The sequence below is a fragment of the Corallococcus sp. M7 genome (assembly GCF_054512695.1).
This window is the reverse complement of sequence record NZ_CM137252.1, coordinates 9410524-9424569: the sequence shown is the minus strand read 5'-3', so window position 1 is coordinate 9424569 and position 14046 is coordinate 9410524. Positions and strand designations below refer to the sequence as shown.

General features: G+C 66.8%; 11 protein-coding genes. 8 read left to right on the top strand and 3 right to left on the bottom strand.

Annotated elements, in window-relative coordinates:
- Nucleotides 1–129: 129 nt before the first annotated feature.
- Nucleotides 130–1149: an ATP-grasp domain-containing protein gene (locus tag ACX114_RS37970; RefSeq protein WP_459292634.1), complete on the bottom strand. Its 1020-nt coding sequence runs from the start codon at nt 1147–1149 to the stop codon at nt 130–132.
- Between the two features lie 77 nt (nt 1150–1226).
- Here ACX114_RS37970 and ACX114_RS37965 point away from each other — a divergent pair, with 77 nt between their 5' ends.
- The 8 genes from ACX114_RS37965 (at nt 1227) to ileS (ending at nt 10617) form a co-directional block, all read left to right on the top strand.
- On the top strand, nt 1227–2660 hold the full coding sequence (locus tag ACX114_RS37965; protein WP_459292632.1) for a sigma 54-interacting transcriptional regulator: 1434 nt from the start codon (nt 1227–1229) through the stop codon (nt 2658–2660).
- A 168-nt stretch (nt 2661–2828) separates the two neighbouring features.
- Nucleotides 2829–3635 (top strand): TadE/TadG family type IV pilus assembly protein, encoded by an 807-nt coding sequence (locus tag ACX114_RS37960; protein ID WP_459292630.1) that lies wholly within the window; start codon nt 2829–2831, stop codon nt 3633–3635.
- A gap of 5 nt (nt 3636–3640) precedes the next feature.
- On the top strand, nt 3641–5311 hold the full coding sequence (locus ACX114_RS37955) for a pilus assembly protein TadG-related protein (RefSeq protein WP_459292628.1): 1671 nt from the start codon (nt 3641–3643) through the stop codon (nt 5309–5311).
- 384 nt (nt 5312–5695) lie between these two features.
- Nucleotides 5696–6307, top strand: a complete 612-nt coding sequence (locus tag ACX114_RS37950; protein ID WP_459292626.1) for a hypothetical protein — start codon at nt 5696–5698, stop codon at nt 6305–6307.
- A 2-nt stretch (nt 6308–6309) separates the two neighbouring features.
- Nucleotides 6310–6639, top strand: a complete 330-nt coding sequence (locus ACX114_RS37945) for a hypothetical protein (RefSeq protein ID WP_459292624.1) — start codon at nt 6310–6312, stop codon at nt 6637–6639.
- A gap of 13 nt (nt 6640–6652) precedes the next feature.
- On the top strand, nt 6653–7342 hold the full coding sequence (locus ACX114_RS37940; RefSeq protein ID WP_459292622.1) for a hypothetical protein: 690 nt from the start codon (nt 6653–6655) through the stop codon (nt 7340–7342).
- A 30-nt stretch (nt 7343–7372) separates the two neighbouring features.
- On the top strand, nt 7373–7669 hold the full coding sequence (locus ACX114_RS37935; protein WP_459292620.1) for a hypothetical protein: 297 nt from the start codon (nt 7373–7375) through the stop codon (nt 7667–7669).
- A 53-nt stretch (nt 7670–7722) separates the two neighbouring features.
- Nucleotides 7723–10617, top strand: coding sequence for an isoleucine--tRNA ligase (ileS, locus tag ACX114_RS37930; protein ID WP_459292618.1), 2895 nt, complete (start codon nt 7723–7725; stop codon nt 10615–10617).
- An 83-nt stretch (nt 10618–10700) separates the two neighbouring features.
- Here ileS and ACX114_RS37925 read toward each other — a convergent pair whose 3' ends face one another.
- Both ACX114_RS37925 and ACX114_RS37920 read right to left on the bottom strand, forming a co-directional pair.
- Nucleotides 10701–13043 (bottom strand): hypothetical protein, encoded by a 2343-nt coding sequence (locus tag ACX114_RS37925; RefSeq protein ID WP_459292615.1) that lies wholly within the window; start codon nt 13041–13043, stop codon nt 10701–10703.
- A gap of 107 nt (nt 13044–13150) precedes the next feature.
- On the bottom strand, nt 13151–13906 hold the full coding sequence (locus ACX114_RS37920) for a Mut7-C RNAse domain-containing protein (RefSeq protein WP_459292613.1): 756 nt from the start codon (nt 13904–13906) through the stop codon (nt 13151–13153).
- Nucleotides 13907–14046 lie beyond the last annotated feature (140 nt).

Here is a 14046-nt window from a genome sequence, read left to right as displayed (position 1 = left end):
GGCATTCCCGTATTCCTGAGGAGCATCCAAGGCACCGTGCGCACCGTGAAGTCCCGCACGCACGCCACGAAGCAGGCGGGCAGGCACGCAGGTGCTGCTCGCGCGCCTGCTTCCAACACCACATCTCGTTCAGGAAGCGCGGCCCGCCCGTGTGCGCAACGCGCTGGCCCGGGTCCCCGCGTACACCAACGCGTGCTCCACGATGTGTCCCGCGATGTCCTTGCCGGTGGCGCCCTCCAGTCCCTCGAAGCCGGGGCTGGAGTTGATCTCCATCAGGCGCGGGCCCTCGCGGCCCTCCAGCATGTCCACGCCCGCGACCTCCAGGCCGATGATGCGCGCCGCCTTCACCGCGGCCTCCACGTAGTCCGGGGGCAGGGTGATGGCGCGGCCCTCGCCGCCGCGGTGGATGTTGGAGCGGAACTCGCCCTTCTTCGCCTTGCGGCGCATGGCGCCCACCACGGTGTCGCCCACCACCAGCGCGCGCACGTCGCGGCCCTCGCTCTCCGCGACGAACTCCTGGAGGACGATCTCCTGGCCCAGGTCCCAGAAGGTGTCGAGGATGGTCTGCACCTCCGGCAGCGTGTGGGCAATCATCACGCCCACGCCCTGGGTGCCCTTGATCAGCTTGATGATGACGGGCAGCCCGCCCACCTCCTGCACCAGCTTGCGCACGTTGCCGCGGTCGTGCGCCATCACCGTCCTGGGCATGTCCAGCCCCGCGCGGGCGAGGAACTGGAGCGCGCGCAGCTTGTCGCGGCTTCGCGCGATGGCCGTGGGCGGGTTGAGGACGGGCACGTCCATCATCTCGAAGTGGTTCACCACCGCCAGGCCGTACGCGGTGATGGACGCGCCGATGCGCGGAATCACCACGTCCACGCCCTTCACCTCCGCGCCGCGGTAGGTCATGCGCGGCTGGCCGCGCGCCAAGAGCAGGCAGCAGCGCAGCGTGTCGAACACGAGCGCCCGGTGCCCCCGGGCCTTGATGGCCTCCACCAGCCGGCGCGTCGAGTACAGCGAGCGCTTGCGGGACAAGATGGCCACGGTCTTCTTCGCGCGGGGCCGCTTGGGTCGCGGTGCGTCACCGCGCTCGGGTGCCTGTGCGCCAGGCGGGACGGGCGCCTTCTTCGGCTTGGCTTTTCGGGGGGGCATGCGGGGCGCGGGACACTAGCACGCACGGGCGTGGAGGCACGGTGCGTGGGCACCCTTTGCTATCCTCGCGTTCACTGATGACCGCACCCAACCCGCATCCCGACGACATCCACACCAATCCCGGAGACGTCGGCCTCGAGCTGTCCTCCCAGTCCCCCCTGCTGGGGGAGACCCTGGTGGTGGATCCGCGCGCCAGCGTGAAGCTGCACAAGTGCCGGCTCGTGGTGACGTCCGGGCCGGACACCGGGCGCTCCATGGTCAGCGACAAGGAGCGGCTGCGCTGCGGGGCCCACCCGGGCAACGACCTGGTGCTGGTGGAGGACCGCACCGCCAGCCGCCACCACTTCGAGGTGCAGTACACCGAGCGCGGCCACCTGCTGGTGGACCTCAACTCCACCAACGGCACCTTCCTGGACGGCCGCCGGATTGAGCGGGCCTACCTGTCCCCGGGCTCGCAGATCCGCGCCGGCTCCTCCGTCATCACCTTCGCCCCCATGGATGAAGAGGTGGCGGTGGAGCCCGACCGCGAGGGCGAGCTGTGCGGCATGGTGGGCCAGAGCGTGAAGATGCGGCAGGTGTTCGGGCTCATCAAGCGCATCGCGCCCATGGACGTGTCCGTCATCATCCAGGGAGAGACGGGCACCGGGAAGGAGCTGGTCTCCAGCGCCATCCATGAGCTGTCCGGCCGCAAGAAGGGCCCCATGGTGGTGCTGGACTGCGGCGCCATCCCGCCCAACCTCATTGAAAGCGAGCTGTTCGGCCATGAGAAGGGCGCCTTCACCGGCGCCACCTCCAGCCGCCCCGGCGCCTTCGAGCGCGCGCAAGGGGGCACCATCTTCCTGGACGAGCTGGGCGAGCTGCGCCTGGACCTCCAGCCCAAGCTGCTGCGCGTGCTGGAGAACCGCGAGGTGCGCCGGGTGGGCGGCAACGACGTCATTGAAGTGGACTGCCGGGTCATCGCCGCCACCCACCGCGACCTGGTGAAGGAGATCGCCGCGGGCAACTTCCGCGAGGACCTCTACTTCCGCCTGTCCGTCATCCACATCCAGTTGCCGCCCCTGCGTCAGCGCCGGGACGACATCCCGCTCATCCTCAAGCAGGCGCTGGCGGAGCCGGAGGTGGTGGAGAAGCACGGCCGCAAGCGCTTCTCCGCGGAGGCCCTGGGGCTGCTCATGGCCTACGCCTGGCCCGGCAACGTGCGCGAGCTGATGAACGTGCTCTCCCACGTGCTGACCTTCTCCGAGGGCGAGGAGATATTGCCCTCCCACCTGCCCCCGCGCGTCCGGGGCCAGGCCCGCGAGGGGCCGCTGCCCTTCAACGAGCACCTGGCCTTCAAGGACGCCAAGGAGCAGCTCCTGGAGAACTTCGAGCGCGAGTACGTCACCAGCGTCCTCACCCGCTGCGAGGGCAACCTGTCCCGCGCCGCCCGGGAGAGCGGTCTGCACCGCAAGTCCATCGAGCGGCTGGTGAAGAAGTATCAGCTCGACGCCAAGGGGCTGAAACCGCGCTGAAACAGCGCCGTGACACGGTTTCACTGAGGGTGTTGCATCCCCAGGAAGTTTTCACCGGGCCCGTCCTCTGCGACAATCCCGGCCCCCCTTTCAGACACCGACGCAGTGTGTCGGCGGTCACTTGACGGATACTGCGAGATTCCCCCGTCCCGCAGGATACGCCTCCGTATGAGCGCACGATCCCCCCGTGAAGCAGGCGAATCCGGCCAGGCCCTGGTGGAGGCCGCGCTGTCGCTGCCACTGGTGACGTTCCTCATCCTCGGCGCGTTGCAGCTCTTCCTGATGATGCAGGCGCGGGTGATGACGCACTACGCGGCCTTCCGCGCGACGCGCGCGGGCAGCGTGGCGCACGGGGACTGCGAGCGGATGACCCACGCGGCCATCCTGGCGCTGATTCCGACCTTCCACTCGTTCATGGGGCAGGGGACGGGTTCGCTCAATGGCCCCCTGGGCCGAGGCGCGGGTTCGGACGCGCCCCGGCTGTTGGCGGAGGCGTTCGCGGCGCGGATGAACAACCGCTACGCGGGCTCCGGCGGTGCGGTCCCCGGCCTGGACGGCGTCCACAACCGCAGCATCGTGTGGATCCAGCGGGACCTGGCGGGCGGAGGCGTGGACAGCCCGGAGGACAGCGACTTCGACCGGCCGGGGCACCTGCGGCGGCTGGAGGTGCAGCTGGTGTTCTGGTACCCGCTGCGCATCCCGTTCGCCAACTGGGTGATGTCGCGCATGTTCCTGGCGCACTTCAGCCTGCGTTCCTACACGGACGCGAACCCGCTGATCGTCCCCGAGCGCAACGCCAACTGGAACGGCAGCGACGTGACGACGTCGCACGTGCTGGACGGTGAGCTGGGCGCGGAGCTGGCGGACCGCGTGCTCAACCGGCAGTACGTCTTCCCCATCATCACCACGTTCACCATGCGAATGATGACGCCCGTGAAGTCGCGTTTCTTCGCCACCATGGCCTGTCCCCGGTGAAAACGATGAAGCGCTCCTCCCCCCAGCGCGGTCAGACCCTGGTGCTGTTCGTCCTCAGCATGCTGCTGCTCATGCTGATGGTGGCCCTCACGCTGTCGTTCACCATGAAGGTGCGCGAGCGCATCGAGGTGCAGACGGTGGCGGACGCGGCCGCGTACTCCAACGCGGTGGCCACGGCGCGCACGTTCAACACCATCGCCGTCAGCAACCGCGCGGAGATCGCCCACATGGTGGCGAACGCGGGCGCGGCCAGCCTCCTGAACTGGGCGAGCCTCTACCGCGGCGAATTGAACGCGGCGAAGGTCGGCTACGCGACGTGGGTGCCCGTCTACCAGGCGTTCGCCGCCGCGGGCTGCCCCTGCGCCTGGTCCAACGGCTTCTGCGCGCGCATGTGCCAGTGCGGCCTGCGCGGGGTGGGCGACCTGAACCTGCTGATGGGGAAGCTGCAGATGGAGGACCTGCGCGTGGAGGCGGTGTTCCAGGCGTTGGATCCGATGGTGGGCCTGCAGATGCGCCTGCACCAGGTAGCGGCGGGCGCGCTGTACGCGTCTTCGTATGCGGACTTCAGGAGCCTCAAGGACAAGGTGAACGACCAGGGCTTCGCCAACGACATCCTGGGAGACCTGGTGGCGGGACAGAATCCTCACGACGCGGGGTGGCGGGCGCCATCCGCGGGCAACATCTCCAAGAAGGAGCTGTCGGACAACGCAGTGTGCGTGGGCGGAGGCGCGGTCTGTGATCCGCTGCCGCTGACGGTAGCCCACAGCGTGGATGCGGCCATGGGCAGCCGCGGCTTCACCTTCGTCACGTCGCGCATGCTCGAGCAGTACATCGCGCACGAGGCGAACCTGGCCTTCGTCATCATGCCGCCGGACATCGTCACGCTCCCGTTGGCCGCCGGCACGTCCCATTTCGGCAAGCCGATCCTCCAGTACGGGCTCTTCCCCCCCTACGCTCCCGCCGTCACGGCCGAGGACGAGGGCCTGGTGGCCTTCATCTACAACCACATCGCGCATGGCGGTGGGCCGCCGTGCCCGGTGATGGTGGGAGGCACGGTCCCGACCCTTGCCCTGTTCGCGGCCTCCGGTGGCGTCATGCCCACGCCCACGCATATGTGGTTTGGCGGCACGGACCCGGCGCCCTTCGCGCGGCACATGCTGGCGCCGTGCCTGGGCGGCCCGTCCAGTTGTCCGGGCATCTGGCCGCCGTTCCTGGACTACAACCTGACGGAGCTGTGGCCCAACGGCGCGGACAACAACTTCGGGCAGCCGAAGAACTTCGCGGTCATCCAGCGCGACCGCAGCAGCATGCCCGCCTCGGCGCAGGACCCGTGGAACCTGGCGTTCCGCTTCCGCTTCAAGGCGGCCAATCCGAACCCGAACGCGGGCAAGTTCGACAACACCAGCGCCACCATGGCGGACGGCGTCACTCCGCTGGGCGTCCAGACGGCGCTGTCCACGGGCATCGCGTACTACCACCGTGGCCGCAGCCTGGGCATCTCCCACTGGAGCGAGCCGCCCAACCTGCTCAACCCGTACTGGCGCGCCACGCTGGTGCCGGTGGACACGGACGAGTCGGGTCTGCAGGACGCCATTGACGCGTTGGGTTCCAGCTCTCCTTCCTCCGCCGCCACCATTCAGGAACTGCGGCGCGTGGGCTTCAGGGGGTTCCAGTGATGCACCGCCACCTTCGTCGTCACGGCCGGCAGGCACGGGGCCAGTCCATCGTCGAGGCGGCCCTCGGCGTCACGCTGTTCGTCACCATCCTGGTGTTCGGCATCCACTTCGCGGAGGTGGGCTTCCTGTCGCTGAAGGTGCAGGAGGCCGCCGTGTCCGCGCTGTGGAATGGAACGCACGGGGAGATGCACGACATCCCCCTGGACTACGGCTCGGCGCATGACTCCATGCGGCAGGCGGGTGAGGACGCGCAGGCGCGGTACGCGGACTTCAACGGCCTGTCATCCGTCAACCGCGGCGACACCATCACGCAGGTGTTCACGCGGGGCTCGGACCTGCGTGTGAACTGCCGCCGGAACGGAGGTCCTGGATTGGGACGGCCCCGTGCTGACCCGGCTGATGTACCGCGACGAGGGCGGCACGGCGTGCACGTCCCAGGCGAACCTGAGTTCCTGGAACATCCCCACCCGGTTCCTGGACCAGAATTCGGAGACGGGACTGTACAAGGAGCAGCACCAGGATCCGACCCACGCCAACATCCAGGTGTGTGGCATTGGCCGCGCGGTGGGCGGTACCTGCCGGGGCAGCTTCTCCATGCTCGTGGATGACTGGGGCCTGTCGAACGAGATCGAGTCCTCCACCTGCTTGCTGTTCCAGGACTGGGCGCTACCGTGCACCAATGGGCCGTTCTACTCGGCCACGAAGGGTGTCTACGAGCCCACCACGCTGCCCATCCCGACCTATGCCAGCTTCCTGGCTATGGATGCCCTCTTCATGAATCCGCTGCCGCCCCTGGTCTTGATGCAGCGGGAGAACACCTTCTGGATGAGCGCGGCGGGTGAGGAGAGCCAATTCATGCAGGCCTTCATCAGCAGGCCCACGCCCCTGGGCAACCTGTGGAACACGTCACCCGGCGCGCTGATTGGCATCACTACGCCCCATTACGGCCTGGGCTATCTGGATCGTAACGGCTGTTTCCTTGGAAAGGATTGCTGAAGATGAAGATGCGAAGCCTGCTGTCGGGGGGAGTGCTGGCATTGGTGCTGGGCGTGTGCCTGATGGCGTCTCCCGCGCGCGCGGACAGCAATTCGTGCAACACGGACTGCGCGACGAAGAACGGGGACACGCTCAACGCCTGCATCACCGCCTGCCCGGCGCCGAGCAGCCCGGGGTCGGCGAAGGACAGCAGCCGCACCTGCTCCGCGCGCTGCGCGCAGAAGTTCCAGGCCCAGTTCAACCAGTGCAAGGCCCGCTGCCCCAAGCCAGAGGGCGACACGGGGCCGAAGTCGGGCAAGTCCGTCAAGGCCGCGCGCTCGCATCGGCAGTAGGAAGGAACCGGGGATGATGCGTTTGTTCGGGCGCTGGAGCTTGCTGATGGCGCTGGTGGGGGCCGCCCCCGCGTGGGCGCAGCGGGCCAACTTCACCTGGGACATTCCCAAGACCGTCAGCGTCGTGGACGTGCCGGGGCAGGTGGACGCCAATGGCGTGCCGGTGAAGCTGCTCGCGGTGCGCAGCAAGGAGAAGGCGCAGGTCATCCTGCAGAGCGTGGTGGACCGCTTCCAGGCCTGGGGCTTCTCGGTGCAGGAGGCGTACAAGCAGCCGCAGCTCCTGCGCGAGCCGATGGTGACGGGGCTCGATACGCGCAACTTCATCTCCTACACGGCCATCCTCCAGGTGAACCCGGACGGCACCACCACGGTGTTCCTGGGGCAGGCGAACCTGGGCGCGGCGAAGGCTCCGCAGCCGGCCGGACTGCCTGTCTTCCCCGGCGGCTCCGGGGTGCTGACGGCGCAGACGGAGGGCTCGCATACGGTGAGCTACTCGGTGCCGGGCAGGACGACCGCGGACGTGGAGGCCTTCTACCGCGAGGTGCTGACCAAGGCGGGGTTCAAGGAGATCCAACCCCGCGTGTTCAAGTCCTCCACGGAAGAGGTCTCGCTCAACGTGGCGGTCACCAAGGACGGCCCGGTGGCGGTGCGGCTGGTGCGCCGGGCCGCGGCGGCGGACGATGACATGCGCCCGGGCGAGTGACGCCAGCGGGCAAGGGAAGACGAGAGCGACATGACGACGCGTATCGCGGTGCGGGGCTGGCTGGGACTGATGGCGTTGGGCGCGGTGCTGGTGGCGCCCCAGGCGCTCGCGCAGACGTGCGACGAGAAGTGCTCCATCAACGCCGGCCCCACGATGCAGGCCTGTGTGAGGAAGTGCCCCGCCAAGGACAGGAACTGCACGGACAAGTGCACGAAGGCGTTCCAGGCCGCGAAGGCGAAGTGCGCCAAGAAGTGTCCCAAGGGCAAGGGCAAGAACACGCCCCAGCCGCACACGCACGAACACGGCGACGACCACCACGACGAGTGAGGATTCGGGTGTGATTGAAGGACCGGCGGGAGGGTGTTACGGGCGCTCAAGCCATGAGCGACGCCCCCTCCCGCAAGGACCTCGACGCCACCGTCCACCTGCCGCGCACGGAGTTCCCCATGAAGGGGAACCTGGGCCAGCTCGAACCGCGCCTGCTCGCCTGGTGGCGGGAGCAGGACGTGTGGACACAGTTGCTCGCGAAGAACGCGGGCCGTGAGCCCTTCGTGCTGGCGGACGGGCCGCCGTACGCCAACGGCCACCTGCATGCCGGGCATGCGCTCAACAAGGTGCTGAAGGACATCGTGGTGAAGTTCCGGAATCTCTCCGGGCGCCCGTGTGACTTCATCCCTGGCTGGGACACCCACGGTCTGCCCATCGAGCAGGCGGTGGAGAAGCGCCTCAAGGAACAGAAGCTGGACAAGCGCACGCTGTCGCGTGACGCGCTGCTGGAGCGCTGCCGCGAGTACGCGCTGGAGTTTGTGGACATCCAGCGCACGGAGTTCCAGCGGCTGGGTGTCTTCGGGACGTGGGACGCGCCCTACCGGACGCTCGACTTCAGCTACGAGGCGCAGGAGGTCCGCGAGCTGGCCGCGTTCGCGCGCCGGGGCATGCTGTACCGGCGCAAGAAGCCCGTGGCGTGGTGCCTCCAGGACCAGACCGCGCTCGCGGAGGCGGAGGTGGAGTACGCGGAGCACACCTCGCCGTCCGCGTACGTGGCCTTCGACGCGGGGCCGGAGCTGGTGGAGAAGCTGCCGCAGCTGAAGGGGCAGCGCGTGTCCTTCGTCATCTGGACCACCACGCCCTGGACGCTGCCGGCCAACCTGGCCATCGCGGTGAACGCCGAGTTCGAATACGTCTTCTACCGGCTGGAGGACCGCGTCCTCTGCGTGGCGAAGGACCTGCTGGCGAAGGTGCTGGCGGAGGTGAAGTCGGACGAGCTGGCCGTGAAGCACGTGCAGCTGCCCACGGGTGAGGTGTCGTCCCCGGCGCTGGTGGATCCGTCCCGCATCCTCGCGTACGCGACGGGCGAGGACCTGGAGCACGTGACGTACCAGCACCCGTTCCTGGAGCGGCAGGGGCGCGTGGTGCTGGGCGAGCACGTCACGTTGGACGCGGGCACGGGGCTGGTGCACACGGCGCCGGGGCACGGCCAGGAGGACTACGAGGTCGGCCTGAAGTACGGCCTGGACATCTACAACCCGGTGCGCGCGGACGGCCGCTACGACGATACGGTGGGCGAGGTGCTCGCGGGCCGGCGCGTGTTCGAGGCGAACCCGGTGGTGCTGGACCTGCTGGTGCAGCGGGGCGCGCTGCTCAACGACAAGTCGGACACCGTCACGCACAGCTATCCGCACTGCTGGCGCTGCCACCAGCCGGTCATCCAGGCGGCGACCTATCAGTGGTTCATCCCGATGGACGCGCCATTCCACGGCACGCAGACGTTCCGGCAGGTCGTGCTGGAGCAGGTGGATAAGGTGCAGTGGGTGCCGTCGTGGGGACAGTCACGCATCCGGGGCATGCTGGAGGGCCGTCCGGACTGGTGCATCAGCCGGCAGCGCAGCTGGGGCGTGCCGATTCCCATCGCGTATTGCGACGGGTGCGACGACGCGGTGGTGTCCCCGGAGGTGATGGAGCGGGTGGCGGCGGCGGTGGAGAAGGAGGGCGCGGGCGTGTGGTACCGCACGCCGGTGAAGGAGTTCCTCGGGCAGGACTTCACGTGCCCGCGCTGCGGCAAGGGCGAGTTCCACCGCGAGACGGACATCCTGGATGTGTGGTTCGACTCGGCGTGCATGGCGTCCGCGGTGCTGGCGAAGCGGCAGCGTGTGCCGGCGGACCTGTTCCTGGAGGGGAGTGATCAGCACCGGGGCTGGTTCCATTCCTCGCTGCTGGTGTCGGTGGGTACGCGCGACGTGGCGCCCTACAAGGCCTGCCTGACGCACGGCTTCGTGGTGGATGGCCAGGGCGAGAAGATGTCCAAGAGCCGGGGCAACACGGTGGCGCCGGACAAGGTCATCCAGCAGTACGGCGCGGAGGTGCTGCGGCTGTGGGTGGCGGCGAGCGACTACCGCAACGACGTGCGCCTGTCGGATGCCATCCTCAAGGGCCTGTCGGAGGGCTACCGGAAGATCCGCAACACCTTGCGGTACGCGCTGGGCAACCTGCACGACTTCGACCCGGCGAAGGATGTGGTGGCCGGGGACAAGCTGTTGCCCCTGGACCAGTGGGCGCGAGGACGGCTGGCGCAGGTGGCCGCGCGGGTGCGGCAGGCATACGAGGACTATGAGTTCCACCTCGTCTACGCGACGGTGGTGGACTTCTGCGCCAACGACCTGTCGGCCGTGTACTTCGACATCCTGAAGGACCGGCTCTACACGGCGAAGCAGGACGGCCCCGCGCGGCGGGGTGCGCAGACCGTGCTGCACGAGGTGCTCACGGTGCTGCTGCCGCTCCTGGCGCCGGTGATGAGCTTCACGGCGGAGGAGGCCTGGCAGCATTTGCCGGGTGAGCGCGCGAAGAGCGTGTTCCTGGCGGGCTTCGCGGACGTGAAGGCCACGATGCCGCCGGAGCTGGAGGCGCGCTACGCGAAGCTCTTCGCGGTGCGCAGCGCGGTGCAGGGCGTGCTGGAGGTGGCGCGGCGGGACAAGCGCATCGGCGCGTCGCTGGAGGCCCGCGTGGTGCTGAGCGCCACGGGCGCGGTGCGGGAGGTGCTGGAGGCGCACCTCGCGGAGCTGCCCGGGCTGTTCATCGTGAGCCAGGTGGAGTTGGTGAATGCTCCGTCTGAGAAAGCGAAGGCGCTGGAGGTTTCACAGGCCTTTGGTGACGGCGCGTCCCTGTCCGCGGAGGTGCTTCTGGCGAAGGGCAGCAAGTGCCCGCGCTGCTGGATCTACTCGGAGGCGGTGGGGCAGGGTGATGACGTTTGTCTCAAGTGCCGTGAGGCATTGAGCTGAACTTATCGTAAAGCCGCCCCCGCAGGCCTTCAGACACCTGTGGGGGCGAAACGCGAAAGTGAGGTCAGTCCATCCGCCAGGAACTACCTGGTGTTCCTCATGCGAGTGCAAGTAGGGCCGGACTCCGTGCCCCCGAACCACTTGGGATGATTGTGCCGGTCATTGACACAAATCTTCTTGATGCACTCTCCTCTGCCGGAAGCGGCGGCCCCATGGCGATTCTCGCCTAGCCCGTTGAACCCTGTCCCGTCGCTGGTGGAGCACAACGTCAGCCCAAGCTCCTCAGTATACTGGCCAATCAGGGAGTGCCTGATGTGTCGCTCCCCCGCCGGGTTGGGCCGGATCAGCGCCTGCGCTGAGTAGCGCATCAGGCAGTTGTGAGCCCCGCTGAAGACGCTCTGCGTCCCATTCTCCGCACAGCGGGCCGCAACATGAAGTCGCTGAATCTTTGGGGAGACTGCTTCGGCAAGGCGGGTTTGAGTCAATGACGAGGGGGAATAGAGCATCTCCACGATGTCTCCCGGTGTGTAACCTGTCAGTGGATCAAGGACCTCTTCGTACGTGCTTGAGAATCCGCTGCCGTCTTCGGTCGTTGTCCATTGGACCGTGAGGAACCCACCTTCGCCGTGATGGGGCACGTTGACAGAATGGGCGAGTTCATGAGCGACGGTGTGCTCAAACACGTTCGGAGGCGAAGTGGGCGTGGAGGTTGAGATTCCGACGAACTCGATGTTGGCAGGGGTACTTGCTCCGCCAGGGGTCTTGGAAACGCCATTGTCATTGATGAGCCACTTCAGGATGACGAAATGTTGGTTGTTGAGGTGGGCAACTTCGCCATGGTTCGCATTGATGCGGCGGCTGGAGAGGCTACCCTCTGTTTCCTTGAGTTGGTGGACCTTGAGTCCAGTGAGACTGGTGAACCGGTTGATCCCAGCGACGATTCCAGAGGGAGTGCCGATTGTGTTGACGAGGAAGTAGTCGACGTCCTGGGGGGAAGTCCTCTTATGCACGCCGTTGATGACGAATCCTCGGTACTCTTCGTGAAGCGTCAATCCGTCGCCCCCTTCGCTGGAAGTCCGATGGCCACGGCCTCCCGGGAGGAGTTCGCTGTCGTCAGCGTCGGGAAGATTGAATGCTCCTTCTGTTTCGAGCCATGCCTTGGCGATTTTCGAGTTCGCACTGCGCCGGGGAAGTCGCAAGGGTTCGTCCAGAGCGAGGTCAGGATCTGCTCCCTCATCATAGACTCTTGCCAGAACGACAGACCTGATGGCCTTGCCATTGGGAAGTTTGGCGACTGCCTGAATGCTGCCATAAGAGCCGTAGTCGAAGCTGGAAACCGTTGCGTCGGCATGGGTTCCGGAGAAGCCCTCCGGCGTCTTGAGCGTGCTCTTGTTCTCAACAATATAGCCTGAATTCTTGGCCTCCTCGAACTGGAGGTCCTGAGGGCTGTCATTGGCACCCTCGACTGGCATGTTCATGGCGATGCCTTCAAGGTTTGATGAGTCGAGCGTGAACATGATTTCGCTGGCGACTTCTGGGGCCGTGGGTACCAGGGGGAGGATCGTGGCTCTCACGCGAATCGAATTCCCGGCGGTAGGGAGTTCGCCCGAGCTGGCGACACTATTGGGCATGGGACCCTGGGCTCCCAAGGGAAGCCAGGTGTTATAGTCCTCCGCTTGCAAGACAAGACGGACGTCGGTTTCCTCTGGCCAGAGATCCCACTCGATGTCCCATTCCACGGGGGTTGTGCCGTAAGGGATGGGATCCGGAATGTTCGCCAGGACGGTGGAGTCGCTGGTAATAAGGTGCTTCGTCCCGTGGATGTGCAGAGGTGCGTCGACTGCGGGGAGTTCGAAGACGAAGTGGCTGCCGAACTGGATGGGGCTCATCAGGTACCACGCGAACGTGACATCGCTCGTGGCCCCGTACTGCGTCGTCACGGTTCCCTTGCACGGAATGCCGGCGAACGGCGTCAACTGCATCTTGTAGGCAGTGTCCGAAGGGAACTCCATCGTAGCCGTTCTGGCGGGCGCGCTGTCCGAACACCGGGCCACCTGGGTCGAGACCGTTTGCCCCTGGAAGATGTCCTGCTCGATGCGGCTGAAGTTGTAGAAGCCTCGATTGATGGTGACGAGCCCGAAGTTCGACGCCTCCACCATGGTGACTTCGATGGCGGCGGAGTACGTTAGGTCGCCCTTCCACTGGTGCGAGGCATAGGGCGTTGTCCACTGGCCGCTCGTCCTGCTGCGGGCCTTCAGTACGCCCACCCATTTGGGGACGGCCAGGACCCGGGTCGCGGGCGTGTCCAGCCGTTGGAGTATTGATTGCGGAGGCGGGGCTGCCGCTTCCGGTGGCGCATCCTGCGCGGTGCATCCCGCGAGGAATGCAAGACCAATGATGAGGATTCGGCGAAGCTGGGCTGTCATGCTGGGAATGTCTGCCTGGGTGAGGGTGTCTGGAGTTGCAGGCCTTCAGACGCTCCCCAGGTCAATCCCTGAGCTTTGCCTTTAAATTATTTCCAGACGTCTGCTTTTCAGCCGGACTGTTCCAGCTTGCGCAGCGTCTCCACCAAGTTCTGCATGCGTTCGTGGTGCGTGCCGGGCCAGAAGACGCGCTGGCAGCCGGGGCACTGCTGGAAGTGTTTGTGGCGCTGGGTCACGCCTTCCGGGACGCGGCCCTGCACTTCTTCCGGCGTCGCTGTTGCCAGGGACGCGTTGCACGCGATGCAGCGGGAGAAGGGCCTCATGCGCGAGGTCAGGCCATACCTCCGCACCACCTCCACCAACTGGTGCGCCGGATCCGTTTCTCGCGGGAAGTAGCCGTACACCACCTCCGAGCGCTTCAGCACGCCCAGGTCCCGGGTCAGCAGCACCCGCTCTTCGTCGTGGGACAGGCGCGCGAGCTGGTCGTCCGCGTAGTCGTTGCGCCAGAGCGTGTCGAAGCCGAGCATCCGCAGGAAGCCCGACAGCCTCCCCAACCCCACGTCCAGGATGAAGCGCGGCATCTCCGGGAGGGGCGGCCCCACTCGTGCCACCCGCGGCGCAGATGCATCCGACGCCGGATACACATCCAGGCTCGTGCCCTCCTCCGCTCGGTGCGCGAAGCCCACCGGCGCTCCGTCCACCAGCACCACGTCCACCTCCGGGTGCGGTGGTCCTAGCGACTCGATGAGGTCCTTCACCGAAGGGCTGCCCTGCAGCACGTGCGTGAACGCCTGCCCCCGGCGCTCCGGTGCGACGAAGTCGTTCAGTGCGCCGTGGATCCGCACCGTGAGCTGCCGTGGTGACATCCTGGATTCCTCACGTCCTGCTGCGTCGTAGCCAATTCCCGTGATGTCTTGCGTTGAATCCCCGCCTTCCCCAGCTCTGGGGCGGTGAAACTCTCGGATTCTTGAAACGCAGTGGCGCAATCCTCACGGGCCGTCAGGGG